27 protein-coding genes are annotated in these 25,128 nt (G+C 61.8%); 11 read left to right on the plus strand and 16 right to left on the minus strand.

The window, feature by feature from the left end:
• Positions 1 to 13 precede the first annotated feature (13 nt).
• The 5 genes from AC1D13_RS18975 (at position 14) to AC1D13_RS18995 (ending at position 4,294) form a co-directional block, all read left to right on the plus strand.
• Entirely contained in the window at positions 14 to 1,354 is a 1,341-nt protein-coding gene (locus AC1D13_RS18975; protein WP_457280680.1) for an adenylosuccinate synthase, read from the plus strand.
• Between the two features lie 73 nt (positions 1,355 to 1,427).
• Positions 1,428 to 1,952 carry a phosphoribosyltransferase gene (locus AC1D13_RS18980; RefSeq protein WP_411877599.1) on the plus strand — a complete coding sequence of 175 codons (525 nt, stop codon included), beginning with the start codon at positions 1,428 to 1,430 and terminating at the stop codon, positions 1,950 to 1,952.
• Positions 1,953 to 2,005: 53 nt separating this feature from the next.
• The gene (locus tag AC1D13_RS18985; protein WP_477690101.1) at positions 2,006 to 2,791 is read left to right on the plus strand and encodes a hypothetical protein; all 786 of its coding nucleotides are present in this window, start codon (positions 2,006 to 2,008) and stop codon (positions 2,789 to 2,791) included.
• A 68-nt stretch (positions 2,792 to 2,859) separates the two neighbouring features.
• Entirely contained in the window at positions 2,860 to 4,041 is a 1,182-nt protein-coding gene (locus AC1D13_RS18990) for a PLP-dependent transferase (RefSeq protein WP_477690102.1), read from the plus strand.
• Between the two features lie 67 nt (positions 4,042 to 4,108).
• Positions 4,109 to 4,294, plus strand: a complete 186-nt coding sequence (locus AC1D13_RS18995; protein WP_457280683.1) for a hypothetical protein — start codon at positions 4,109 to 4,111, stop codon at positions 4,292 to 4,294.
• A 154-nt stretch (positions 4,295 to 4,448) separates the two neighbouring features.
• Here the strand turns inward: AC1D13_RS18995 and mnmH are convergent, their stop codons facing one another.
• Both mnmH and AC1D13_RS19005 read right to left on the minus strand, forming a co-directional pair.
• Positions 4,449 to 5,516, minus strand: coding sequence for a tRNA 2-selenouridine(34) synthase MnmH (gene mnmH / locus AC1D13_RS19000; protein ID WP_457280684.1), 1,068 nt, complete (start codon positions 5,514 to 5,516; stop codon positions 4,449 to 4,451).
• The gene (locus AC1D13_RS19005) at positions 5,513 to 6,118 is read right to left on the minus strand and encodes an arylesterase (protein ID WP_477690178.1); all 606 of its coding nucleotides are present in this window, start codon (positions 6,116 to 6,118) and stop codon (positions 5,513 to 5,515) included. Before AC1D13_RS19005 ends, mnmH begins: the two co-directional genes overlap by 4 nt.
• A gap of 103 nt (positions 6,119 to 6,221) precedes the next feature.
• Here AC1D13_RS19005 and AC1D13_RS19010 point away from each other — a divergent pair, with 103 nt between their 5' ends.
• Positions 6,222 to 6,968, plus strand: a complete 747-nt coding sequence (locus AC1D13_RS19010; protein WP_477665915.1) for an ABC transporter ATP-binding protein — start codon at positions 6,222 to 6,224, stop codon at positions 6,966 to 6,968.
• A gap of 112 nt (positions 6,969 to 7,080) precedes the next feature.
• Here the strand turns inward: AC1D13_RS19010 and AC1D13_RS19015 are convergent, their stop codons facing one another.
• Complete coding sequence (locus AC1D13_RS19015; RefSeq protein WP_457280686.1) at positions 7,081 to 9,360, minus strand: protein kinase domain-containing protein; 2,280 nt, start codon at positions 9,358 to 9,360, stop codon at positions 7,081 to 7,083.
• A 59-nt stretch (positions 9,361 to 9,419) separates the two neighbouring features.
• Complete coding sequence (locus tag AC1D13_RS19020; protein WP_457280687.1) at positions 9,420 to 10,298, minus strand: c-type heme family protein; 879 nt, start codon at positions 10,296 to 10,298, stop codon at positions 9,420 to 9,422.
• Between the two features lie 159 nt (positions 10,299 to 10,457).
• On the opposite strand from AC1D13_RS19020, the gene rlmB reads away from it, so the two are divergent.
• On the plus strand, positions 10,458 to 11,210 hold the full coding sequence (rlmB, locus tag AC1D13_RS19025; protein ID WP_477649216.1) for a 23S rRNA (guanosine(2251)-2'-O)-methyltransferase RlmB: 753 nt from the start codon (positions 10,458 to 10,460) through the stop codon (positions 11,208 to 11,210).
• On the plus strand, positions 11,207 to 12,358 hold the full coding sequence (locus AC1D13_RS19030) for an NAD(P)/FAD-dependent oxidoreductase (protein ID WP_457280689.1): 1,152 nt from the start codon (positions 11,207 to 11,209) through the stop codon (positions 12,356 to 12,358). The genes rlmB and AC1D13_RS19030 overlap by 4 nt, the downstream gene beginning before the upstream one ends.
• 18 nt (positions 12,359 to 12,376) lie before the next feature.
• Here the strand turns inward: AC1D13_RS19030 and AC1D13_RS19035 are convergent, their stop codons facing one another.
• From AC1D13_RS19035 to AC1D13_RS19050, 4 genes are all read right to left on the minus strand, one after another.
• A complete protein-coding gene (locus AC1D13_RS19035) occupies positions 12,377 to 12,961 on the minus strand; it encodes a chromate transporter (protein WP_477649214.1) in 585 nt (194 codons plus the stop codon).
• Positions 12,958 to 13,533, minus strand: coding sequence for a chromate transporter (locus AC1D13_RS19040; RefSeq protein ID WP_457280691.1), 576 nt, complete (start codon positions 13,531 to 13,533; stop codon positions 12,958 to 12,960). The genes AC1D13_RS19035 and AC1D13_RS19040 overlap by 4 nt, the downstream gene beginning before the upstream one ends.
• Before the next feature lie 164 nt (positions 13,534 to 13,697).
• Positions 13,698 to 14,687, minus strand: coding sequence for a bifunctional helix-turn-helix transcriptional regulator/GNAT family N-acetyltransferase (locus tag AC1D13_RS19045; protein ID WP_477690103.1), 990 nt, complete (start codon positions 14,685 to 14,687; stop codon positions 13,698 to 13,700).
• A gap of 67 nt (positions 14,688 to 14,754) precedes the next feature.
• The gene (locus AC1D13_RS19050) at positions 14,755 to 15,111 is read right to left on the minus strand and encodes a cupin domain-containing protein (protein ID WP_457280693.1); all 357 of its coding nucleotides are present in this window, start codon (positions 15,109 to 15,111) and stop codon (positions 14,755 to 14,757) included.
• Positions 15,112 to 15,209: 98 nt separating this feature from the next.
• On the opposite strand from AC1D13_RS19050, the gene AC1D13_RS19055 reads away from it, so the two are divergent.
• The gene (locus tag AC1D13_RS19055) at positions 15,210 to 16,067 is read left to right on the plus strand and encodes an AraC family transcriptional regulator (RefSeq protein ID WP_477665917.1); all 858 of its coding nucleotides are present in this window, start codon (positions 15,210 to 15,212) and stop codon (positions 16,065 to 16,067) included.
• A 2-nt stretch (positions 16,068 to 16,069) separates the two neighbouring features.
• Here the strand turns inward: AC1D13_RS19055 and AC1D13_RS19060 are convergent, their stop codons facing one another.
• Positions 16,070 to 16,420 carry a hypothetical protein gene (locus tag AC1D13_RS19060; protein ID WP_477658772.1) on the minus strand — a complete coding sequence of 117 codons (351 nt, stop codon included), beginning with the start codon at positions 16,418 to 16,420 and terminating at the stop codon, positions 16,070 to 16,072.
• A 272-nt stretch (positions 16,421 to 16,692) separates the two neighbouring features.
• Between AC1D13_RS19060 and AC1D13_RS19065 the strand changes: the two genes are divergently transcribed.
• Positions 16,693 to 17,298 (plus strand): hypothetical protein, encoded by a 606-nt coding sequence (locus tag AC1D13_RS19065; RefSeq protein ID WP_457280696.1) that lies wholly within the window; start codon positions 16,693 to 16,695, stop codon positions 17,296 to 17,298.
• Positions 17,299 to 17,362: 64 nt separating this feature from the next.
• Here AC1D13_RS19065 and fabG read toward each other — a convergent pair whose 3' ends face one another.
• From fabG to AC1D13_RS19085, 4 genes are all read right to left on the minus strand, one after another.
• On the minus strand, positions 17,363 to 18,106 hold the full coding sequence (fabG, locus tag AC1D13_RS19070; RefSeq protein WP_477690104.1) for a 3-oxoacyl-ACP reductase FabG: 744 nt from the start codon (positions 18,104 to 18,106) through the stop codon (positions 17,363 to 17,365).
• A gap of 65 nt (positions 18,107 to 18,171) precedes the next feature.
• On the minus strand, positions 18,172 to 20,319 hold the full coding sequence (locus tag AC1D13_RS19075; RefSeq protein ID WP_477690105.1) for a 3-hydroxyacyl-CoA dehydrogenase NAD-binding domain-containing protein: 2,148 nt from the start codon (positions 20,317 to 20,319) through the stop codon (positions 18,172 to 18,174).
• A 5-nt stretch (positions 20,320 to 20,324) separates the two neighbouring features.
• Positions 20,325 to 21,533 carry an acetyl-CoA C-acetyltransferase gene (locus AC1D13_RS19080; protein WP_477690106.1) on the minus strand — a complete coding sequence of 403 codons (1,209 nt, stop codon included), beginning with the start codon at positions 21,531 to 21,533 and terminating at the stop codon, positions 20,325 to 20,327.
• 196 nt (positions 21,534 to 21,729) lie between these two features.
• A complete protein-coding gene (locus tag AC1D13_RS19085) occupies positions 21,730 to 22,134 on the minus strand; it encodes a GFA family protein (protein WP_457280700.1) in 405 nt (134 codons plus the stop codon).
• 61 nt (positions 22,135 to 22,195) lie between these two features.
• On the opposite strand from AC1D13_RS19085, the gene AC1D13_RS19090 reads away from it, so the two are divergent.
• Positions 22,196 to 22,711 (plus strand): MarR family winged helix-turn-helix transcriptional regulator, encoded by a 516-nt coding sequence (locus tag AC1D13_RS19090; RefSeq protein ID WP_477690107.1) that lies wholly within the window; start codon positions 22,196 to 22,198, stop codon positions 22,709 to 22,711.
• A gap of 35 nt (positions 22,712 to 22,746) precedes the next feature.
• Here the strand turns inward: AC1D13_RS19090 and AC1D13_RS19095 are convergent, their stop codons facing one another.
• The 3 genes from AC1D13_RS19095 to AC1D13_RS19105 form a co-directional block, all read right to left on the minus strand.
• Positions 22,747 to 22,917, minus strand: a complete 171-nt coding sequence (locus AC1D13_RS19095; protein WP_477690108.1) for a hypothetical protein — start codon at positions 22,915 to 22,917, stop codon at positions 22,747 to 22,749.
• A gap of 103 nt (positions 22,918 to 23,020) precedes the next feature.
• Positions 23,021 to 24,199, minus strand: coding sequence for an ROK family protein (locus AC1D13_RS19100; protein ID WP_477690109.1), 1,179 nt, complete (start codon positions 24,197 to 24,199; stop codon positions 23,021 to 23,023).
• 15 nt (positions 24,200 to 24,214) lie between these two features.
• The gene (locus tag AC1D13_RS19105; protein WP_477690110.1) at positions 24,215 to 24,994 is read right to left on the minus strand and encodes an ATP-binding cassette domain-containing protein; all 780 of its coding nucleotides are present in this window, start codon (positions 24,992 to 24,994) and stop codon (positions 24,215 to 24,217) included.
• Positions 24,995 to 25,128: the final 134 nt, after the last annotated feature.

A 25,128-nucleotide genomic window follows, 5' to 3' on the forward strand; every position in this document is an offset into this window, starting at 1 on the left:
ACGAGAATTGAAGATGACAAACAAACAAACCGCAGCCGCGGGCCGTAATGTCGTGGTCGTGGGCACCCAGTGGGGCGACGAAGGCAAGGGCAAGCTGGTCGACTGGCTGACCGAGATGTCGCAAGGCGTGGTGCGCTTTCAGGGCGGCCACAATGCCGGCCACACGCTGGTCATCAATGGCGTGAAAACGGCGCTGCACCTGATTCCCAGCGGCATCATGCGCCCCGGCGTGAAGTGCTATATCGGCAACGGCGTGGTGCTGTCGGCCGCCAAATTGTTCGAAGAAATTGAGGGGCTGGAAAAAGCCGGCGTTGAGGTGCGTTCGCGCCTGCGCGTCAGCGAAGCCTGCCCGTTGATCCTGCCTTTTCACGTCGCGCTGGATGTCGCGCGCGAGGCTTACCGCGAGAAGGGCGGCACGACCAAGATCGGCACCACCGGCCGCGGCATCGGCCCCGCGTATGAAGACAAAATTGCCCGCCGCGCGCTGCGCGTGCAGGATCTCAAGTACCCAGACCGTTTTGCCGCCAAGCTGCGTGAACTGCTGGACCTGCACAATTTCGTGCTGACCGGCTACCTGCATGCGCCGGCAGTCGACTTCGACACCGTCTACGCCGAAGCCATGCGCCACGCCGAGTTGCTCAAGCCCATGATGGCCGACGTTTCGCGCGAACTCAACGATGCCAACGAGGCCGGTGCCAACCTGCTGTTTGAAGGCGCGCAAGGCACCTTGCTCGACGTCGATCACGGCACCTATCCCTATGTCACTTCCAGCAACTGTGTGGCCGGCAATGCCGCCGCGGGCGCGGGCGTGGGCCCGGGCATGCTGCATTACATCCTTGGTATCACCAAGGCTTACTGCACCCGCGTGGGCGGCGGGCCTTTTCCGACCGAACTCGACTGGGAAAAGCCCGGCACGGTGGGCTACCACCTCAGTACCGTGGGCGCCGAAAAAGGCGTGACCACGGGACGTAGCCGCCGCTGTGGCTGGTTTGACGCCGCGCTGCTCAAGCGCTCGGCCCAGGTCAACGGCCTCTCGGGTTTGTGCATCACCAAACTCGACGTGCTGGACGGCATCGACGAGCTCAAGCTGTGCACCGGCTACGAGCTTGACGGCCACATCACCGACATCCTGCCGATGGGTGCTGAAGAGATCGAGCGCTGCAAACCCATTTACGAGACCTTGCCGGGCTGGAGCCAGAGCACCGTGGGCGTCACGCAATACGACAAGCTGCCGGCTGCCGCGCAGAAATACCTGCACCGCATCGAGGAAGTGACTGGCGTGCCGATCCACATGATTTCGACCAGCCCGGACCGTGACCACACCATCCTGCTGCGCAATCCGTACGCCGCCTAATCAGAAAATTGAGAAAAAATGCGTCTAACCCAATAGGGACGGGCGCAAGCAGCTATCAAATCAGGAGCATTTCATGTTGACAGAAGACGGCAAGCATCTCTATGTGAGCTATGACGAGTACCACAACCTGATTGAAAAACTGGCCATCAAGATCCACCAGTCCGGCTGGCAGTTCGATACCATCCTGTGCCTGGCCCGCGGCGGCATGCGTCCCGGCGACATCCTTTCGCGCATTTTCGACAAACCGCTGGCCATCATGTCCACCAGCTCGTATCGTGCCGACGCCGGCATGACGCAGGGCAACCTCGACATCGCCAGATTCATCACCACGCCCAAGGGCGAGATCGCCGGCAAGGTGCTGCTGGTCGACGACCTGGCCGATTCGGGCCACACGCTCAACGCAGTCATCCACCAGCTGAAGAACAACTACAAACCCATCACCGAGCTGCGCAGCGCCGTGATCTGGACCAAGGGCGTCTCTACTTTCCAGCCTGACTACTCGGTCGAGCTGCTGCCCACCAATCCGTGGATCCACCAGCCGTTTGAAGGTTATGACTCTCTTTCCCCGGCCCAGTTGATGGCCAAATGGAAAATTTGAACTGGCGGATGCCCTTGGCAGGGTGCGCGGTGACGGCCTAGATGTCGCCTAGGTTGATATCTCGCCTGGGCTATGCCGCGTTGTTTGTGGCGGTTGCGGGCACCCTGTTGCTGGCGCTGGCAAATCGCGAGCAATCGCTCCAGACAAATTCGCTCCCCGAGTCCGCCTCAGCGCAACTGCAATGGCGCCACGCAGGAAATTCATCGTGGAAAGAGATTCGCTACGAAGCGAACAAGACATATACAGCGCCCGATGGACGAGCGGTGGACTCCAGGGTCGAGTCGCGATTGGAAAACCTGGGCAATGGGCTAGTCCGCAGGTCTGACAACTGGTATCCCAAGCTTGCTGGTAACGCGCTTGTCTATGAAGAGCGTTATCTCCTGTATGCAAATCTCTTCGGGCTTACTGCCCGATACAGGGAGCCCGCACCGGTTTTCCACGCCATTTTTGAAAATACCGGCTGGTTCGAAAACAAACTGGTAGAACTCGAATTCCGGCCACCCGACTTGAACGTATTTAGCTCACAGTGGCTGCTCGAAGCCAGACTTACACAGCTCCAGGATCGTTTTCCAGCCACCGTGGATGGCAAAACGGCTGAACTGGTTACCAAGGACATCCGGTGTCTTCCGGTTTTGCCTGACGCAAGCGGCAAGCGGACTACCGTGTCTTGCCAGATAAAAAGCCAGGATGGCACAACGCGAAATTCCATCTATACCTTCGTGCATGAAGTTGGAATTTTTATTTTGAGCGAGTACCGGCAAGTCAAAGACGGTGAGTCCGAGTCAGTTCGCGGCGTTATACGCAAGGTTCGGGTTGATGGAATCGAACTGCAGCTCTAAACGGCCGCCAGGGCGGTTCAATTAACCAACAGAATCTGAAATGCGCGACAAGTTGCTACCATTTCCGGATGACAGACAAATCCACCACCCTGATCCATCACCCCTACAAGCCACCCGCCGGGTTTGACGCCATCCCGCCCGGGGTCTACAAGGCTTCCACCATTGCATTCCCGACCGTCGCCGCGCTGCGCACCCGCGACTGGAAGCACAAGACCGGCTACACCTACGGCCTGCACGGAACCCCCACCACCTTCACGCTGGAAGAGCGCATCGCCACCCTGGAAGGAGGCAAGTACTGCACCCTGGTGCCCAGCGGCCTGGCGGCAGTGGTGCTGGTTGGCATGGCGCTGCTCAAGGCCGGCGACGAGCTGCTGATTCCCGACAACGCCTACGGGCCCAACAAGAGCTTCGCGCAGGGCGAACTGGCCGCCTGGGGCATCACCCACCGCTTCTACGACGCGATGAACCCCGCAGACCTCGCCGCCAAGCTGGGCCCCAAAACCCGGCTGGTATGGATCGAAGCGCCGGGCTCCATCACGCTGGAGTTTCCCGACATGCCGGCGCTGGTCGCCGCGGTCAAGGCGCACCAGAATGCGCATCCCGCCGGCATCGTGACCGCACTCGACAACACCTGGGGCGCCGGCCTGGCTTTCAATGCGTTTGACCTGGGGCTCGATATTTCGGTCCAGGCCCTGACCAAATACCCCAGCGGTGGTGCCGATGTACTGATGGGCTCCGTCGTCACGCGCGACGAGGCGCTGCACCACCTGGTCCATTTTTGCCACATGCGCGTGGGTTATGGCGTGGGCGGCAACGATGCCGAACTGGTGTTGCGCGGCCTTAACAGCATGGCCTTGCGTTATGCCGCCCAGGATGCTGCGACGCGGGAGCTGGCCGGCTGGCTGCAAACCCGGCCGCAAATCGCAGCCATGCTGCATCCAGCGTTGCCCGGCTCGCCTGGCCATGAAACCTGGAAACGCGACAGCAGGGGCGCCGCCTGCCTGATGAGTGCCGTTTTCAAGCCGGAGTTCACGCAGGACCGGGTGGACCGCTTTTGTGACAGTCTCAAGCTCTTCAAACTGGGCTACAGCTGGGCGGGCCCCATGAGCCTGTGCGCGCCGTACGACATACCGGCCCTGCGCACCACCACGCCATGGCCATACAAGGGGGGCCTGGTGCGCTTTTCGGTGGGCCTGGAGGCCGTTGCAGACCTGCAGGCGGACATTGCCCAGGCGCTGGAAAAAGCCTGACCAAAGGCTTGGCATACCGTGACGGCAATGCAGTACAGTAAGGGTTACCTATTCACGAAAGCACGCAGTGGCAACTCCCAATTACTCTTACGAAAAGCGCCAGAAAGAGCTTGCGAAAAAACGCAAAAAAGAAGAAAAGCTCAAGCGCAAGGCAGAGGGCAAGCCGGACGATGCCGCTGACGACGGGACCGATACGCCCGATGTCGACGGTGAGGCGCCCGGTGGCCTTCCACCTGTAGACCCGGCCCCCTGAGCCTCCCCGATTCTTGATGAAAAAAGGCTGTAGCCCTTGATGGACAAGCGCAAGCAGCTATTGATCTGATAGCAACAAAACGCAAAAAAGCCAAAAAAACGGCAGGCAATCAAAAACCCGGCAACACCTGTGAAGGTCAGCCGGGTTTGTCGTTTCAGGGGGCGGAATTTTCAGCCTGTAGGGCTTGCGCCAGCGCGGTCATGGCTGCGGTGCTGTGATCCTGCGGCGAGAGCACTCGGGCCGTGGCGTGCCCGGAAAAGTTGCGCTGCATCGACTGCAGGTAACCCGGGTCGTAGTGCTTGACCAGCAGCTCACGCACCACCGAAGCCACGTCGCCGCTGCGGGCGCGGGCCTGCCAGTCCTGCACTGTGGCCTTGCCGCGTGCTTCCGTCAGCGCACCCAGGCGCTCGCAGAAGAAAGCGATGTCTTTCACGAAAAAGTCATAGTCTTCCAGCAGCAGCGCTACGCGTTCATCCTCCGGCAGGTCCAGCTGCAGGCAAGGGCTGGCCCGCATGGCGGTGATCAGGCCTTCCGGCACGGCCACATTGCCGACTTTCTTGCTTTCACTTTCAATATAGACCGGTTGAGCCGGATCAAAACGTTTCAGCGCAGCCCAGATGCTGCTGTCAAACGCCTTCTGGCTGGGCTGCTGCACGCCGGGGATGGCGCCCAGCACCGAGCTGCGGTGGTTGGCCAGCGCTTCCAGGTCCAACACCTGCGCGCCTTCGGCCGCCAGGGCCTGCAGCAGCCGGGTCTTGCCCGAACCTGTGGGGCCGCACACCACCCGGTAGTTAAAGCGGCCGGCCAGCTGCGGCAAATCCGCCACCAGCGCGGCGCGAAATGCCTTGTAACCGCCGTCCACCAGCGTCACCTTGAAGCCGATCTGGTCCAGCACCAGCGCCAGCGAGCCGCTGCGCTTGCCGCCGCGCCAGCAGTACAGCAGCGGTTGCCATTCGCGGGGTTTGTCCAGTACATCACGCTGGATGTGCTCGGCAATGTTTTTGGCCACCAGCGCCGCGCCCAGTTTTTTGGCTTCGAACTGGCTGATCTGCTTGTATTTGGTGCCGACGATTTTGCGTTCCTCGTCGTGCAGGCTGGGCCAGTTCACCGCGCCCGGGAGGTGGTCTTCGGCGTATTCGCCTTCGCTGCGGGCGTCAATCACCCCGGAATAACGTCCGAGCGTTTCGAGCGCTTCTTCGGCGGAAATGCGGTCCAGGCTCACTTGACCAGTTTCTTCAGCTCGGGCCACACATTGGCAAGCATCTTCGCCTGCGACTGCTCGTTCGGGTGGATCCGGTCAGCCTGGAAGTTGGCCACCGGGTCGGCCGCGTCGGCAATGCCCTTGAGAAAGAAGGGCACCAGGGCCACTTTTTCTGCCTTGGCAACCTTGCCGAACAGCCCTGAAAACGTGGCCGCGTAGGCGCTGCCATAGTTGGGCGGTACCTGCATGCCCACCAGCAGCACCCGGGCCCCTGTTTTTTTGGACGCCTGCGTCATCGTGACAAGATTCTTTTCGGTCATGTCCAGCGGCAATCCCCGCAGGGCATCGTTGCCGCCCAGCTCAATGACCACCACGGCAGGCTTGTGCTGTGCCAGCAGCGCCGGCAGGCGGGAACTGCCGCCCGAAGTGGTGTCACCGCTGATGCTGGCGTTGACGACTTTGGCAGTCTTTTTTTCGCTGGCAAGCTGTTTTTCAAGCAGCGGCACCCAGCCGGTTCCGCGTTTCAGGCCGTATTCGGCGCTGAGTGAATCACCGACCACCAGAATGGTTTCCCCTTTGGGCGCCGGCGTTTGCGCTATTGCCGCCGGAGCGCCGCCACCCATCACGGCGGCCACAAGCAGCGCCCCGAAAGGTTTTAGCAAACGCTTTGCCGCCGCAAGGGCAAGCTTGGTAAAGTCTGAATTCATATTTCCTGACAAGGCCGACATGTTTGAACCCGTGGTGAGTGGCGTGAATGATGGTTCCAGGGCTGCGGCTTCCGCTGTGCCCGCACCGTCCCCGACGTCTTCAATTATTTCCGTTGAGCATGTTTTCAAGTCGGTCACCGACTCCACCGGCACATTGGCCATTTTGCGCGATATTGACTTCGCCCTGGCTCCCCGGGAAACCGCTGCCATTGTCGGTGCGTCGGGTTCCGGCAAAAGCACCTTGCTGTCCATCATCGCAGGGCTGGACACGCCCACGCAGGGCACGGTCAGGCTGGCGGGGCAGGACATCTTTGCAATCAGCGAAGACGACCGGGCCGCCCTGCGTGCGCAGAAGGTCGGGTTTGTCTTCCAGAGCTTTCAGCTCATGGGCAATTTGACGGCGCTTGAGAACGTCATGCTGCCGCTGGAGCTGTCGGGCGCCAAAAACGCACGCTCGCTGGCCACCGACATGCTCAAGCGTGTCGGCCTGGGGGAGCGGCTGGGCCACTACCCGAAAGTGTTGTCGGGTGGCGAACAGCAGCGTGTGGCGCTGGCCCGTGCTTTTGTGGTGCAGCCGGCGGTGCTGCTGGCCGATGAGCCGACAGGCAGCCTGGACTTTGCCACCGGCGAGACGGTGATGTCGCTGATGTTTGAGCTCAACCGCGAACTCGGCACGACCCTGGTACTGGTGACGCATGACCAGGCCATCGCGTCGCGCTGTGAGCGTCGCATCACCATTGATGCGGGGCGTGTCAGCCCGGCGTGATGCCGAGAGTTCCCCAGCGGAAAAGCGTAAGGGGAAATGGCCTGAAGGCCTTTGTCATCGGGCGCAAGCAGCTATCAAAAGCATAGCGTATTGCGGGGCGTAAAAGCCGCCCTCAGCGCCCGCCGTGCATTTTCTGCGCGATGGCCAGAAATTTCGCGCGATCATCAGGCCGGTCAATCTGCTGCGCCAAAGCGTGGATCAGTGCCAGAAAGGTAAGCTGCCGGGCTGCTTCCTTGCGCACCAGGGTTTTGGCGAGCGGGCCGATATGCTGGCTGAGCGCGCGTTCCAGCTGCGCCTGCAGCTCCGCATTGAAATTCTGCACATTGATTGATGTGGAGGATGCCGAGGTCGTTCCGGATGTCGTTGCCGACGTGGACAGGGGCCGGCTCATGTCGCTGCGCAAGGGGCGGGAAAACGTCGAGGAAATGGGCCGGCTGTAGCTGCTGCTGCCGCCGGTAGACCGCAATGGGCCACTGGCGCCATGCAGCCCCGAATTCACCGTCGCGCTGGCGTGGCGCGGCTTCAGGAAGGCTTCGCGGGCCGTCGCATCGGGAATGGAAATGGCCAGCAGGTCGCGCAGCCCCTGGGCGCTGACCGTGCGCGGAATGGCTTTCTTGACCAGCACCTTGGCCAGCGGCCCGATGGCCTTGGCCAGCTCGTTTTCAATTTCCAGCGCGATTTCCGGGGTGAGCGACGCCAGCGCGGCAAAAGAGGCGGTGTGTTCGAACTCCATGTTGCGGGACATCGGCGCGGCCGGTGCGGCGTTCGGGTCCAGCACCGCATAGATCTCGTGCGAGCGCAGATGCTTGTCCATGTGCGGGCCGAGGTAGTCGAAGAGGCTGGCGGCGCTGTCGGTGATGCGTGAAATCACGTCGTAATAGGCACGCGAGACCACGATCTGGTTGGGCCTGGAAAAGTCCATGATGCGCTGAGCCACATTGATGCCGTCGCCCACCACATTGACGCGGTTGTTGATGTCAAACACCATGCGGATTGGCCCCAGGTGCAGGCCCACCCTCAGGGACAGCTTGCGGCCGTACTTTTGTACCAGCAGGTCGCGCAGCAGCAGGGCCGACTGCAGGGCCTCTTCGGGGTCGCCCAGAAAGCAGATCGCCGCGCCGTCGCCGGTGTCGATCATGATGCGCGACGACTCCTTCACGCCGCCGATGGCCTTGGTGATGAGTTCGTTGAACAGGGTCTTCAGTGCCACCTGTTGGTCAACCGAATAGGTGGAGTAGGACACCAGGTCCAGGAACATGATCGTGCCCAGTACGTTCTTGCGCAGGTTTTCGGCACTGTTGAGCGGAATGGACTGGGAATTGGCCGCGTAGGCGAGCACGGCGCTTTCGGACAGCAGCTTGCTTGTCTTTGTGGTTGACGTATCGGTCTGCGGCGCTACCGTCGCTACCGGGGCAATGGCGGCTGTGTTGGACGACGGGTTGGCGGCGCGGATGGTCTGCGTCTTGAGAAAGTCCGAGCTGATCAGGGCCTGGCGCAGGGCTCCGACGTCCTGCGGGCGCTGTGTTTCGTTGGGCATCATGGCCCAGTCGATGGCGCGCAGCAGGGGCGCACCGAAGACCACCGCGCTGGCCGTGTCGGCCGCCTTGGGCATGGTGTCCTCGCGCACCCGCGAGGCCGACTCCATGGGCTTGTGGCCCGTCGTCATCCAGTACATCACCGCACCCAGCGAATAGACGTCCGTCCAAGGCCCCTGGTGGCCCTTGCTGTGGTACTGCTCAAACGGTGCGAAGCCCGGGCTCACGATGTTGGTCATGTCGTGGTTGCCGGTCACGCGCCGGGCGGCACCGAAGTCGAGCAGCACCGGCGTGCCGTCGGCGCGGATGTAGATGTTGTCCGGCTTGATGTCGCGGTGCAGGAAATTCACCTTGTGCACCGCTTCCAGCCCGTCCATCAACGGGTAGATGATCTTCAGCAGGCCCTGCTGGTCCAGCGCCGGCTGCCTGGCCAGCCAGCGCTTGAGCGGGTCGCCGGACTCGTATTCCATGACGATGTAGGCGGTCCCGTTTTGCTTGAAGTAACGCAGCACCCGCACGATGTTTGGGTGGCGAAAGGACGCCAGCGCCCGCGCTTCGTCGAGGAAACGCTCCAGCCCCCAATTGAACTGGCCGTTGTTCGCGCTTGAGCGCACGTGCACTGACAGGTCTTCCGAACGCACGGCCAGGTCGCCGGGAAAGTACTCCTTGATGGCTACCGGCAGCTGCAGGTTGATGTCCTGCGCCAGATAGGTGATGCCGAAGCCGCCACCGCCCAGCATCTTGTCGATGCGATATTCAAAAACGGTTTGCCCCGGCAGAAGCGCAGCCGCGTCCTTGCCTTCGCCGCCTGTGGGACGCACGGGCAGGGCTTGCGTTGTTTCTTCCGGTTCTTCCATTCGTGGGATCGATTCGTGGGGGCTGAGGGTGCCTGTGAATTATTGAGCCCGGCCGGACATCAGGCGCCGTGGTCGATCATCTGCATGGCTTTTTCGAGGCTGCGCCGCATGCGGTTGAACGCGCCGCCGAGCACGGACACTTCGTCTTTTCCGCCGTCAGCGAATTCCGGTACATCAAAGTCACCGGTGCTCACCTTGTCGGCGGCCTGGGACATGCGGCGGATAGGCCGCACGATGAGCCAGCTCAGCATCAGGTTAAGTACGACAAAAACCACGGCGAAGACAGTTGCCAGCGAGACCATGAAGGTCTTGAAGGTGCGGTCTGCGTTGCGGATGGGAATGTCCATGGGAACGGTGACAACCTGCGCGCCGATGATTTCGTTGTGTTTCCAGCCGAAGCCGTTGGCCTCGCCGTAGATCTTGATCATGCTGGCGGGCGCATTGGCCGGCACGCTGTGGCACTGCAGGCACGCCGCGTTGGTGATCTGAATGGGCTTGGCTATATAAAGCAGGCGGCCGGTGGCGGCGGCACGCTCGGAAATCAGTTCTTTCGATTCGGCGTTCTGGCGGAATTGCTGGACGATGTCCGCTTCCCAGTCGGTGGCGCGGTCGCGCGGGTTGGTCGGGTTCAGCGTGGCTTCCTTGTAGCCGTAGTCACGGTACTTTTTCTGGATGTGGCCCAGCGTTTCGGTGGCGGCGTAGGCCGGAACGGTCTGGGGCAGGAACACTTCCTCGAGTTGTTTGTCCAGGTGCGGCTTGATCTGCTCGACGGTGTAGGCCCGTACGGAAAGCGCGGTGTCCATCATGAGGCGGGCGTTGCGCAGAACCTCTTCGCGCGCATTGTCCTGCAGCAGCTGGCGCGAGATGTAGCCGGCCGCGGCAAAGCCGGCCAAAAAAACCACGACCAGCACCAAATTGAATTTCAGTCTCAAGCCCATAGCGCCTCCAGGTGCCCTGCAGTCAGCAGAGCGGGATTATTCAACAGGTTCAACAAATTGTTACTATTTTAGTCCTGCCCGGAGGTCATTGTGCCCCGCTCGTCGCACCCGATACACCGGTAGTAATGCCAATTACGGCCAACAGTGATAATCGCAGCCATGTCTTCTTCTCCCAAAGTGCTTTTTGGCTTCCATGCCGTCGGCGTTCGTATCAAAACAGCGCCCCAGTCCGTCCTGGAAGTGTTTTTCGATGTGTCCCGCCGCGATGCGCGCATGCGCCAGTTCACGGACCGGGCCCGGGAGGCGGGTGTGCGATTGATCGAATCCGACGGTTTGCGCCTGGCAAAGATGTGCGGCAGCCACGGCCACCAGGGCGTTGTGGCCCGGGTCGACGCACTGGCGCAGGTCAAATCGCTCGACGAATTGCTGGAGCAACTCGAAGAAGCCGGTGTGGCCCAGCCGCTGCTGCTGGTGCTCGACGGCGTGACCGACCCGCACAACCTCGGCGCCTGCCTGCGTGTGGCCGATGGCGCCGGCGCCCATGCTGTCATCGCGCCCAAGGACCACGCGGCCGGCATCAACGCGACCGTCGCCAAGGTCGCCAGTGGCGCCGCCGAAACCATGCCTTATTTCATGGTGACCAACCTGGCCCGCACCCTCGGCGAGCTCAAGGAACGCAACATCTGGTGCATAGGCACCAGCGACGATGCGGAAAAAACAATTTACGACGTGGACCTGAAAGGCCCCGTGGCGCTGGTGCTCGGCGCTGAAGGTGAGGGCATGCGCCAGCTCACGCGCAAGACTTGCGATGAACTGGTCAGCATCCCGATGCATGGCGCGGTGGAAAGCCTGAATGTGTCCGTAGCCAGCGGTGTGTGCCTGTACGAAGCCCTGCGCCAGCGCAGGGCATGACGACGCCGCAGCACTTCGACCTGGTCGTCATAGGCGCCAGTTTTGCCGGGCTGGCCTGCGCGCGCGCCGCGGCCAGGGCGGGCCTGCAGGTCGCCATTGTCGAAAAGAAGACTTCTTCCGGCGACAAGCTGCACACCACCGGCATCATCGTGAAAGATGCCATAGACACCATCCCGTGGTTGCGGCAAGTGCCCGCGGCGCTGGTGCGGCAGGTGGACGGTGTGAGGCTTTATTCGCCCAATCTTCGCCATGTCGATCTGCACGCGCCCGGGTATTACTTCTGGGCAACCGACACGCCGGCCCTGCTGGACTGGATGTGTGCGTCCGTCGTGGCGGACGGTGTCACCTTGCTGGCCGGCACGCTGTTCGAGCAGGCTGCGCGAGACAGCGGCGGCTGGGCCGTGTCGGTCAAGTCGGTCACCTCGCAGGAGCCGATGGTGCTGCAGGCCCGCTACCTGGTCGGCGCCGACGGCCCCCATTCACGTGTGGCCAAGGCTTTGGGCCTGTCGCTCAATACCCAGTTTCTCTTTGGCATCGAGCATGAATACGGCCAGGCCCGGCTGGATGCCAACCTGCTGCACTGCTTCATAGACCGCCAGCTCGCGCCCGGCTACATCGGCTGGGCCGTTGCGGGTGCCGGCATTCACCAGATCGGGCTGGCCAGGCGGATGTCGCCTTCAGGCGCGTCCGTGCCTGCCAAACAGGCATGGATGGGTGCTTTCATGGAAAAAATCGCGCCGCATGTGGATGTCGGCAACGCAAGTCCGCTGGCGACGCGCGCCGGCATGATTCCTTGCGGCGGGGTGCTGAAGCGGGTGTCCGATGCACGCGTCATGCTGGTCGGTGACGCTGCCGGCATGGTGTCGCCCGTGACGGCCGGTGGCATCCATACGGCCCTGCAGCATGGCGATGCGGTGGGCAGCGCGGTAGCCGCCTTTTTGCAGGAGGGCGCGGTCGACGGCAGCGACCCGGCCGATCCGGCGCAAGGGCTGGTGCGGCACTATCCGAAGTTCCGCGCCAAGCGCACCTTACGCTGGCTGTTTGACCGCTTTCAGGCAGACTGGATCTTCAATATGGCCCTGGACACCGAACCCATGCGGCAGGCTGCGCGCATGGTGTACTTTCACCGGCGCGGCAAACCAGAGTAGCCGCCCCGGAACGGGCCTCTAGACCAGCCCATACCAGCCCAGCAATGCGCCGGCGCCCAGCAGCCACAGCAGATGGATCTTGCTGCGCCAGACAATCACGGCGGTGGTGGCTGCCAGCAACCACACCGGCCAGTCTTTCAGCGAACTGCCGTTGGCGGTGGCCAATATCCAGCTTGTCGCGATCAGCAAGGCCACCACGATGGGCCCCATGCCCTGCTTGAAAGCCCGCACCGCGCGCAGCTCGCGGTTGCGGTGCCCCCACTGCGCAGCCAGGTAGGTGAGGGTGGTGCTCGGAATCAGGATGCCCAGCATCGCCAGGAAAACGCCCAGCAGCCCGGTCAGCATGCCCCCTGCGTTCAGCCCCACATTCCAGCCCAGCAAAGCGATGAACAGCACATTCGGCCCGGGGGCTGATTGCGCAATGGCAATGGACGCGTTGAACTGCGCGTCGGTCAACCAGTGCTGTTTGTCGACCAGGAAACGGTGCATGTCGGGAGCGGTGGTGATGGCCCCGCCTATCGACAGCAGCGACAGCGAGAGGTAATGCAGGAAGAGGTCAAACCACTCCCGCGCGCCGAAGACGAGGTGCAGCGATTCGGTCATGGTGCCAGCCTGCGGTAAGCGAGCACACAGGCCACGCCGCCCAGCCCCAGCAGCACATAGGCCAGGGGAAAGCGCAGCAGGGCGATGGCCACGAAACATGCCACACCGAACGCGGCGCACAGCTGCAGGCCCAGCACGTTTTTCTTGAGCGCGCCGAACAGTTTCAGGCCGGTCGCGCCGATCAGCCCGGCTGCCACGGCGCCCATGCCGCGCAGCGCGCCAGCCACGCCGGGATGCCCGGCAAACTGGGCATAGACCACCGCCAGCAGCAGCACGAGCACCAGCGGCACGGTCAGCATGCCGGCCAGCGCGGCCAGGGCGCCCTTGAGGCCGAAGTAGCGGCCACCTATCATCAGTGAGATGTTGACTACATTGGGCCCGGGCATGATTTGCGCGACGGCCCAGTCTTCAATGAATTCCTCGCGCGTCATCCAGCGCTTTTTTTCGACCAGCTCGCGTTGCACGACAGCCAGTACACCGCCAAAGCCCTGAAGCGCCAGCAAGGTGAATGAGATGAAAAGGTCGGAGAGGGATCGGGGTTTCGGGTGGTCTTCGGCGGGAGGGGTGCTCATGCACCAATTATCGCCGCTTCATTGATGCACCACAGCCCGTACACAGGAGACCAAGGGCCGCCGTTTGCTATTAATAAGATAGCTGCTTGCGCTCGTTGGATATGGGCTGGAGGCCAAAATGGCGTAAATTTTTGAGCCAGCGCCCGACATGCCCTGCATGGCGGCTACAGCCGCAGCTCCCAGGTTTCGCCCACCAGGTTTTCTTTCCCAAAGCCATGGTAGGGCTCGCTCCTGGTCAGCTTGAAACCACGCCTGGCGTAAATGGCGCGCGCTGCGTCCAGGCAGCTGTTGGTCCAGAGCACCATTTTTTTGTAGCTCTTGCTGCGCGCAAATGTGATGCACTCGTCGGCCAGGCGCCCGCCCAAGCCAAGTCCGCGCGCCTGCGGCGTGAGGATCAACATGCGCAGCTGGGCCACGGTGGCTGATTTACGCGCCACAAACACCGCGCCCGCCCGCTCACCGTCGACTTCGGCTACCCAGCACTTCTCCCACTCCGGCTGGTGGTTCTTGAGGTACTTGCCGGCAATATCGGCCACCAAGGCCTCGAATTCGCTGTTCCAGCCGTATTCACGCGCGTAAATTTCACCGTGTTGCTGCACCACCCAGCCGATGTCGCCGGGCCCGGGGTCGCGCAACAGCACGGTTCGTGTCGCGGCAGGTTCCGTGCTGCTGGCCAAAAGCCGCTGCACCGTGGTCATGGCCGTCACCACCTTTTGCTGGTGGTCCGGCGCCAGCGCGGCCAGCAGGGCGGCGGCTTCGTCACGGGAGCGCTGCTGCAGCGGCGCAAATGTAGCGTGGCCGGCCTTGGTCAGCTTCAGCAGGCTTTGCCGCGCGTCCGCTGGCGAAGGCGCGCGCGCCAGCCAGCCCTGGCTTTCGAAGCGGCGCAGGATGCGGCTCAGGTAACCCGCGTCCAGCGCCAGGTCGCGCCCCAGCTCAGTGGCCGTGGGCTGGTCGCGGTGGGCCAGTTCATACAACACCCGCACCTCCGTCAGCGAAAACTCGCTGTCCAGATAAGGGTCCAGCACGCCGATGCGCTGGGTGTAGAAGCGGTTAAAGCTTCGCACGGCCTTGACGTGGGCTGTAGAAGCGGAGGGCGCTCCAGTCTGGGGCGGGGCAGGCGTGCTTGAGGCGGTGGTATTAATTGACGAGGCCATGGCTGATATCGTCAATCAATTAGTTGACAAAGTCAAGTATCTGGCATTTGCCCGGTCTCAACCGGCCTCAGATCACCCGGCGCGGCGCCGCTGTGGCCGCATCGCCGCTGTTGGGCGCGCCGGTCGGCTCAATCAGCAGCAGGTGCGCCTCTTGCGGTGCCCGCGGACGATGACGCACCCCGCGAGGCACCACGTACAGCTGGCCGGGCTTGAGCGTAACGGTGGGCTGGCCGTCGATGTCGATGTGCAGCTCGCCCTTGAGCACCAGGAAGAAATCGTCGCTCTCCGGGTGCGAATGCCAGCTGAATTCCCCCTGGACCTTGACGACCATCACGTCGTGCCCGTTGAATTCGCTCACGGTGCGCGGTTGCCAGTGGCCTTCAAAGGTCGCGAGCTTGGTCTGCAGGTCTACGGCTTCTTTCATGTGAACTCCTCTTTCATGGCGGTTGAATGCGGTTGAAGGGGAGTCTCCTTGTCCAGGGCTACCGCGTCTTGTACGATTGTTTCCTTTACGATTGTTTCATGCACGACGCCCAGGCCCCCACGCCCAAAGACTGGGCCCGCTTTCGTCCCGGCGCACTGGCCGGTGTGACGCAGATGAACGCCCACTTCACTGAGCACACCTTCGAGCGCCACAGCCACGAAACCTATTCCATCGGCGTCACCGCCTCCGGCGTGCAGACCTTTCACTGCGGCGGCACGCTGCACGCCAGCCTGCGCGGCGATGTGATTCTTTTTAATCCCGACGAGCCGCATGACGGCCAGCGCGGCACGCAGGAAGGCTTTGGCTACAGCATGCTGTATGTGTCGCAGCAGGTGGTGAACGAATGCCGCGACAAGGAAGCTGGCCTCGACATGGCGGCCTACTTTTGCCAACCTGTGGTGCGCGACGCCGCCATGGGTCGTGCGCTGGCGCGTGCCATAGGCGCCGGCGGACAGGCGCAAGAGTCGCTGCGCGCTGAAGAGCTCACGCGCAATGTGCTGGTGCGCTTGCTGCAGCGCTATGGAGAGCGGCGCTCAGGCGATGATGTGAAGCCGGCTGGCGTTGCACGCATGGCCCGCATTCGCGACTACCTGCGCAGCCACTTCGACCAGGACATCACCGTCGATGCCCTCGCAGGCGAGGCCGGCTTGTCGCGTGTTCACCTGACCCGCGCCTTCGCCCGGCAGTTTGGCGTACCACCGCATATCTACCTCAACGCCGTTCGCATCGAACGCGCCCAGTCAGCCATGCTGGCCGGGCAGGGCCTGGCCGAGGTGGCCGCCGCCTGCGGTTTTGCCGACCAGAGCCATTTCAGCCGGCGCTTCAAGGGCAGTGTGGGTTTGTCGCCTGGCGCTTGGCTGCGGCAGATGAAACCTTCCGCGGCCACAATCGGGTGAATCTATTGCAGGTCGGCAAATAAGGATTCCCCGCGGTCAAGCGGGTCCACAACCACGTTATAGATCTCGTTGATGCGCCAGATCGGGGTTTCATAGGCGGCCTGGCCCTGTACCTTCACCAGGAACGCGCTTTTCCTCTCGTGAGCGGCAAGGGTCAGCTCACAGGAGAACTCGATTTGCCCAGTGTCCGTCGAAATGGCGCTCACGAGTTCATGGCCGGCAAGGGAGAGGCGCTCGGCGCTTTCGTGAGGCAAGAGTTGGTCAACCTCATAGGTCCGCAGCACGATCGCAGTGATGCGATCGATGAGGTCGTCAACTACCGAGTTCGGATTTGTGACCATCTGTGGATGCATTTTGGGGATTCTCCTGCATCTCCCAAAGAACTAAAAAGCTATATCGATATTGCAGATTGTCATGAGTGGCATGTTGAATCGTGGAAGCCGTGAATAGGCAACAGGATTGGCTATTTGCCCGCACCAGCCTGTTTTTGAAGAATACAGCTCGCAAGTTGCACGCATAGAATCACCAGCAAGCATGGGCGCGTCTTGTTTGCTTCAAGGTCGGCCCCCCGAGAGCACGGAACGGGCGTCACCATGTTGAGTCATCAATCATTCCAGAGGATCCCTTGAAAAAAGTATTGCTACTTCTCGCCATTGCTCTTCTTTCAGCTTGCGCGACTACATCTTTTCGCTCGAACGCGCCTGAATTCGCGGGAGAGAATCGTGTAAGTTCGGTTTACGTCTACTCATTTCTTGACTTGCGTGAAGGAGCTCTGGGAAGGAAATTCCTGGCAGAAGTAAAGCGTCAGCTAAATGATTCATTGAGCAAGGAAAATATCTCGTCCAAGCAACTTTGGTTTAACGATTCCCCATTTGCCACCCAGTTCTCCCTGGAAGAAAAAGGCCCAAACCCTTCCAACACCAGTACACGTGTTCCAGTTGAAGAGGTAATCAAGGCCACACAGGACGAAGAAAGACTTTTTGGCGCTTCGCATCGTTTGATTGTGTTTCCTGCCTCGGTCATGCAATCTAATACCGGAGCAAGTTTTAGTATCCGATGGTCTTTAGTCGATCTAAAGACCAATCAAACTGTCTGGGCCACTACTTCAGTGAGCAACCACGCGAAATGGTTTCTTGGTGATGAGAACCCGGAAGCACGAGCTACCACTTTTGTTGAAGAGTTGATGAGCGAGCTTAGAAAATCAAAAGCTATCCGTGAGCGCAGGGCCTGATTGTTCGGTCAAGCATGGTTCCCGACAGCAGGAAGTCATTTTCGCGATACCACCCGATACCACCCTAGACCGACATCCCACCAGAAACCTCAATCACTGCCCCATTGATATAACTCGCCTCATCGCTCGCGAGGAAGGCATAGACATTGGCAATCTCCTCGGGCCGTCCGAGGCGCCTGAGCGGCACATGGGCCTCCATCTCCTTCAGTACCTTGTCGGGGATAGTGCTGAGGATGGGCGTTGAAATAAAACCGGGGGCCACGGCATTCACGCGCACGCCCTTGGGGCCTAGCTCGCGGCTCCAGGTTTTGGTGAAACCGATTACACCGAACTTGCTGGCGGCGTAATTCGTCTGGCCGAAGTTGCCGTAGATGCCGACGACTGAACTCGCATTGAGGATCACGCCGCTGCCTTGCGTTGTCATGGTGTCGGCCACGGCTTGTGCGCAGTGAAAGACGCCGCGCAGGTTCACGTCGATTACCTTGTCGAACTGTTCGAGCGTCATTTTCTGCAGGCGTGCGTCCTGGGTGATGCCGGCGTTGTTGACCAGCACGTCGACGCGGCCGAACTGGTCTTTGACCTTGCCGACCACCGCATCCACCATGGCGCGCTGGGTCACATCCATCACATAACCGACGGCCTGCGCGCCCAGGGCCTGGCACCGCTTGACGGCATCATCCACCCCGGCTTGTTTCACGTCGCAGACGATGACGGTGGCGCCTTCCTGGGCAAACTTGAGTGCAGTGGCGAGGCCTATGCCCTGGGCGGCGCCGGTGATGATGCTGATCTTGTTTTGGAGTCTTGGCATGAAGTGGATATTTGGATATGGATCGATGAGATGAATGGGAGGATGGGTGAGTTAAACGAAGCAGCTCAGTAAACCGGCTGATGCTGGCGGATCGCATCTTTGACCGCACCCGTGAGCGTAAAGCCGGGCCCGAATTTTTTGGCCAGTTCGCCGCAGCGAGAGACAAAGGCGTCAATCCCCATGCCGTAGATAAACTGCATCGCGCCGCCGGTCCAGGCCGGAAAGCCTATGCCGAAGATGGAGCCGATGTTGGCGTCGTGCACGGTGGTCAGCACGCCTTCGCTGAGGCAGCGGGCGGTTTCCACCGCCTGGCGGTAAAGCAGCCGGTCTTTGAGTTCGTTGATGTCCCAGGCGGCGCCGGGTTTTTCAAACAGGGGCTTGAGTTCGGGCCACAGGTGCTTTTTCGCGCCGGGCCCGGTGGGGTAGTCGTAAAAGCCGCCGCCGGCCGCGCGGCCGGGGCGCTTCAACTCTTTTACCATGCGTTCGACCAGCAGTTCACCGGGCGTGGCGGTGTAGGCCTTGCCTTCTGCGGTGAGGTCGGTGCGTGTCTGGTCCAGCACATGCACGCTTAATGACAATGCGGTTTCGTCGAGCACGGCCAACGGGCCAACGGGCATGCCTGCCTGAATGCCGGCGTTTTCAATCGCGGCGGCGGGAATGCCTTCGCCCAGCATGGCCGCGCCTTCCATCACAAAGGTGCCGAAGGTGCGGCTGGTGTAAAAACCGCGCGCGTCGTTTACCACGATGGGGATCTTGCCCAGGGCCTGCACATAGTCAAAAGCGCTGGCCACGGTTTCATCGTCGGTCTGCCGGCCGCGAATGATCTCGACCAGCTTCATCTTGTCGACCGGGCTGAAGAAGTGGATACCGATGAATTTTTCGGGCCTGTCGCTTGCCGTGGCCAGGCTGCTGATGGGCAGGGTCGAGGTATTGGATGCGAAGAAACCGCCGGACGCCAGCAAAGGCTCGGCCTCCTGCGTCACTTTGGCCTTGAGGTCGCGCCGCTCGAAGACGGCCTCGATGATGAGGTCGCAGCCGGCCAGTTCCGTCACCTGGTCGGTCGCGGTGATGCGTGAGAGCAGGGCGCTTTGCTCGGCGGCCGTCATACGGCCTTTCTCCACACGCGGCGCGGTGATCTTGCTGCTGTAAGCCTTGCCGGCTTCGGCCTTGTCCTGGCTCACGTCCTTGAGCACGGTGGCAATGCCTTTGCTGGCCTGTGCGTAAGCGATGCCCGCACCCATCATGCCGGCGCCCAGCAGGCCGACCTTGGCAGGCCTGAAACGCCCTACGCCTTTGGGCCGCGACTGCCCGCTCTTGATAGCGTTCATGTCGAAGAAAAAGGTGTTGATCATGGCCTTGGCATTGGTGCCCGTCATGAGTTTGGCGAGGTAGCGGCTTTCGATGCGAAAGGCGGTTTCCAGGTCCACCTGTGTGCCTTCCACCATGCAGGCCAGGATGGCTTCAGGCGCGGGGTAGAGGCCGCGCGTCTGCTTTTTGAGCATGGCGGGCGCGGCGCTGAGCGCCGCGGCGATCTTCGGGTTGGCCGGCGTGCCGCCCGGGATTTTGTAGTCCCGGGCTTCCCAGGGGTGCTGGGCCGTGGGGTTGGTGGCTATCCAGGCAAGTGCTTTGCCGCGCAGCTCATCGGCATCGGCCACCAGCTCGTGCACCAGTCCCAGCTCAAGCGCCTCACGCGGGTTAAAGGTTTTACCTTCGACCAGATAGGGTTGCGCGCCCATCAAGCCAAGGTGGCGCGTCATCTTGCTCACGCCGCTGGCGCCCGGCAGCAGGCCCAGCGTGACCTCGGGCAGGCCAAACTGTGTTTTGCGGTCGTCCACCGCCACGCGGTAGTGGGCGACCAATGCGACTTCCCAGCCTCCGCCCAATGCCGTCCCGTTAAGGCAACTAGCCACGGGGATGCCCAGCGTTTCGAGGGTACGGAAGTTTTTCTTGACGCGTTCGATCTCTGCGTAGGCCTTGGGCGCGTCGGCCGGTGTGAGGCGCATCACGGCCTTCAAGTCAGCGCCGGCAAAAAAAGTGCTTTTGGCGGAGGCGAGGATGATGCCTTTGAGGGCGTCTTTGTCTTTCACCACCTGCGCGGTGACTTCAGTGAGATCGTCCTGCCACTGCAGGCACATGGTGTTGACGGGGGAGTCTGGTTCGTCAAACGTGATGGTGGCAATGCCGCCCTCGATTTGGTACTGGATGGTCTTCATGGCATTCAGACTCTTTCAACAATCGTTGCGATGCCCATGCCACCGCCCACGCACAGCGTGGCCAGGCCGTAGCGCAACTTGCGCCTGTGCAGCTCGTCGACCAGTGTGCCGAGGATCATCGCGCCGGTGGCGCCCAGCGGGTGGCCCATGGCAATGGCGCCGCCGTTCACGTTGACCTTGTCGTGCGGCACCTTCATCTCTTTCATGAAGCGCATCACCACGGCGGCAAAGGCCTCGTTGACTTCGAACAGGTCGATCTGCTCCACCGTCATGCCGGCCCTGGCGAGTGCCTTGCGCGTGGCGGGCATGGGGCCGGTCAGCATGATGGTGGGGTCGGCGCCGCTCAGGGCGGCGGCCACGATGCGGGCACGCGGCTTGAGGCCGTGGATTTTTCCGGCGGCCTCCGAGCCCACCAGCACGGCGGCCGCGCCGTCCACAATGCCCGACGAATTTCCGGCGTGGTGCACGTGGTGGATGCGCTCGACCTGCGGATAGCGCTGCAGCGCCACCGCATCAAAGCCCATGCTGCCCAGCTGCTCGAAAGCCGGTTTGAGTGAAGCCAGTCCTTCCAGCGTGGTGTGGGGTTTGATGAATTCGTCTTCGGCCAGAATCGTCTGGCCGAGAAAATCCATGACTGGTACAACGGAGTTGGCGAAGTGGCCGGCGGCGCGGGCTTGGGCAGCGCGCTGCTGGCTTTCGAGCGCAAAGGCGTCCACGTCGGCGCGGCTGAAACCTTCCATCGTGGCGATCAGGTCGGCGCCTATACCTTGCGGCACAAACAGGGTGGCGCTGTTGGTTTCCGGGTCTTGCGCCCAGGCGCCGCCGTCGGCGCCAATCGGTACACGGCTCATGCTCTCGACGCCACCGGCCACCACCAGGTCTTCCCAGCCGGAGCGCACTTTTTGCGCGGCCATGTTCACGGCTTCCAGGCCCGAGGCGCAAAAGCGGTTGACTTGCACGCCCGAGGCGCGGAAATCCCAGCCTGCCTTGAGCGCGGCCACCTTGGCAATCACCGCACCCTGTTCACCCACCGGTGAAACCACGCCCATCACTACGTCGTCGATGGCCGCAGTGTCGAAGCCGCTGCGCCGTTGCAGGTCGGTCAGCACGCCGGCCAGCAGGTTGACGGGCTTGACCTCATGCAGGCTGCCGTCTTTTTTGCCTTTGCCGCGCGGCGTGCGGATGGCGTCGTAGATAAAGGCTTCGATGCTCATGATGGCTTTCCTCGGGAAGGCGGGAACGCAGGGCTGGCGGGGAGGGGCCGTTGAAGTATATGCATTTCGCCAAGCAGTCGCTTTGCATAAATAGACGAACGGAAAGCCGCGTTGCGTTGTAGTGGGCTGAGGCCGGACCTGACCTTCCTCAATTCCTGACCGACATCGTTCAGGGGAGGTGGATGCCCGCGATGAATCAGAGGTGCCGTGTCTCGGCAGGGGTGTTCCACCAGGCGTTGTTGCGCCCGTCCGCGTAGTTGACCGGCGCGCTGATCAGTTCAGCCGGTTCGGCGTTGTCCAGCGCGGCGATGTTGATGGATACATAGTCGCCGCCTATCTGCTCCACGTAACCCCGACCGAAAGGCCGCACGCCGCAGTGCCTGCAAAACAAGTGGTGGCCGCTTTTGGTGCCGAACTGGTAGTCGTTCAGTTCGTTCTCGCCGGCCAGCAGCCGAAATGCGTCGGGTTTGATGATGGCGCCCCAGTTGCGGGTTTTGGTGCAGATGGAGCAATTGCAGCGGCCTGTGCCTTTGCTGAGGTCGATGTCGGCTTCAAAACGGACGGCGCCGCAGTGGCAGCTTCCGGTATAGGTCTTTTGCATGGGGCGAACTCCTTGATGGTTGCAGGTTGTTGGGAAAATCCGGATATGACAGAATGTTGTCATGTCTGAAAGTATAGTTAAACGACAGCATGCTGTCAAATTAGAAATTGCCAACGAAGAGGTCAAGCGCACGCCGGCCGCCAATTCCCTGAGTTGGTTGGTGGTGCAGGTGATGCAGCTCAACGGCTTGTTGACGGCGGCCGGCGATGCGCTGGCGGCGCCGGCCGGGCAGACTTCGGCGCGCTGGCAGGTGCTGGCTGCTGTGGAAGACGCGCCGCTGTCGGTGGCACAGATCGCACGCGCCATGAACCTGACGCGGCAAAGCGTGCAGCGGGTGGCGGATTTACTGGTGGAAGAGGGGCTCAGCGTCTATGAAAGCAATCCGGCTCATGCACGCGCCAAGCTGCTGCGGCTCACTGCCAAAGGTCGCAAGGCCTTGCAAACCATACAGGCAGGGCAAAAAGTATGGGCCAATGCGTTGGCTGATGGGATGAATGAGGCCCAGCTACGCGCCGCGAGCACCGTGCTGGCGCAGTTGCAGCAGGCCTTGATGGCGCAGGAAGCGCCGCAGGAATAGTGGGAGATTGGTGTGAGATTGCCGGCGCGTGCCGCTTAAGACGGGTCTTTGCTGCGCGCGCGGCTCACGGCGCTGAAGATTCCTATCCCCAGGAAGATCAGCGCACCTATGCCGATGTACAGATGCGGCACGCCGGCCACCACGGCACCCCAGATGACACCGGCCAGGAAAATCACGAAACCGATCATGTAAAGCGCAAAAGACATTTTCTTCTCCACGAAATGTTGTGGCACCACTATGCGTGCCTTGGTGCCGGCGCTTTATCGGGTAGATGCGCTGATGGGTGTCAGCGAGGGCCTACGAATGGTTTCAGGAGGCTGCGGCCAATTCCGTCACCCGGGGCTTGAAGCCCTCCGGGAGGCCATTGCTCACGAGGCGGCCGCGGGGATGCATGGGACGCAGATATTGGTGCAGCACCAGGGCGGCAGCACCTACCGCTGAAGCCAGCAGACCGTAACGCGCCACGCGCACCATGGGAGCTGTTACGCCGGCATGGGTGGCGTAGTTTTGCAGCGTTTCCCTGGCAACCTCCACCAATTCCGGAAAATGCTGACAGGATGCGCCGCCCACCACCAGCACGCTGGGATCGAAGGTGGTCCACAGGTTCTGCAGCAGCACACCCAGGTAGTGTCCTGACCGGCGAGTGTCCGCCAGCTGGCCCAGAGCACCCGAACCGATGAAGGCCTCCGCGCACCCACGCCGTCCGCAGGAGCACGCGGGTCCGTCGAGCTCCAGAATGCTGTGGCCGATCTCGCCGGCCATGCCCCGCATGCCGGTGAACAGCCGGTCGTTGAGCACGATGCCCGCGCCCACGCCGACATCGCAGGTCACAAAAATCAGCGAGTCCTTGCCGTCGTTCTCCGAGAATTCGTATTCGCTCAGCGCGGCCGTGTCGGCTTCGTTTTGCACGTGTACCGGTACCGGGGGCAGGCCTGCATGAATCAGTGCCTGGGTGATCTGCGGCAAGAAGTCCACGTTGCGCCAGCCAAGGTTGGGGGCAAATCGGACCACACCGGTGGTTTCGTCAAACGCGCCGGGCAGGCCGATGCCCACACCTGAAAGCTGCGCGCCGCGCAATACCAGCTGCGCCTGGGCCACTACTGTCAGGTCGGCAATCTGGCTGCAGACGTCTTGCGGCCGGGTACCACGCAAAGGTTCTTGCGTTGACCACAGCACCTGCCCCAGCAGGGACACGCTCACCACACGCAAGGTGTCGACTGCCACTTCCACACCAATCAGGCCGCGCGACCGGCAGTCGATTTGCAGGGGCGTGGAGGGCCGCCCCACACCGTTGGCGGCGGCCATGCTGATTTCACTGAGCCAGCCTTCATCAATGAGTTCTCGCACCAGCAGGCTGACTGTCGACTTGGTCAACCCGCTATGGTTGGCCAGCTGCGCGCGCGAGCGCCCAGGCTGGTTGCGCAGCAAGCGCATCAGCACACTGCGGTTGATGCGTTTGACGAGTTGCTGGTCACCTGTGGTTTTCATGGCCGATGGCATGGTTCAGGCAATGCGGTGCGGCGCCTGTGTTTTCCCTTCCGGCTGCTTGCCGGCGATGATCATGCCGAGAATCTGGTCTTCGTTCAGGTCGGCCGTGCGGTAGGTGCCGATCAGGCGGCCGTTTTTCATCACCGACAGGCGGTCGCTGAGCGAAAAAACATCCTGCATGTCATGCGTGATCAGGAAAATGCCCACGCCTTCGGCCTTGAGCTGCAGAACCAGGTTGGCCACCATGGCGGACTCCTCCGGGCCCAAGGCGGCGCAGGGTTCGTCCATGATCAGGATGCGGGCATTGAAGTAGATGGCGCGCGAGATGGCCACCACCTGGCGCTGCCCGCCCGAGAGGCGCCGCACCGGGGTGTGGATGTTGGTGAAGTTTTTATTCAGGCGCCCAAATACCTTGCGTGCCTGCGCCTCCATGAAGTAGTCGTCCAGCGTATTCCAGGTCGTCATTTTTTCACGGCCCAGAAAAAGGTTGGCCACGGCGTCCAGGTTGTCGGCGAGCGCCAGCGTCTGGTAGATGGTCTCGATGCCCTGGTGCTGTGCATCGGCCGGGGTCCGGAGATTCACTTTCTGCCCCATCACATGGATCTCGCCCGAATCGATAGGGAAAGCGCCGGCCAGCATTTTCATGAGGGTTGATTTGCCCGCGCCGTTGTGGCCCAAGACGGCGACAACTTCGCCTGGGTACAGGTTCAGGTTCACGCCGTCCACGGCATGAACGCCGCCAAAGGCCTTGCGGATGTCCTTGAATTCGACCAGGGGTTCGGTAGTGATTTGCATTTCAGTGATCCATTGCGCTGCGCGCCACCCGCGACACATGAAACCGCACGGCAAAGGCCAGGGACACCGCGGAACCGGCTTCGCCGGGCCGCTGGTGTGCCTTGCAGGCCGCGTGGCTGCCGGAGGCAGCCACC

This window comes from Polaromonas sp. P1_E12 (assembly GCF_056405975.1).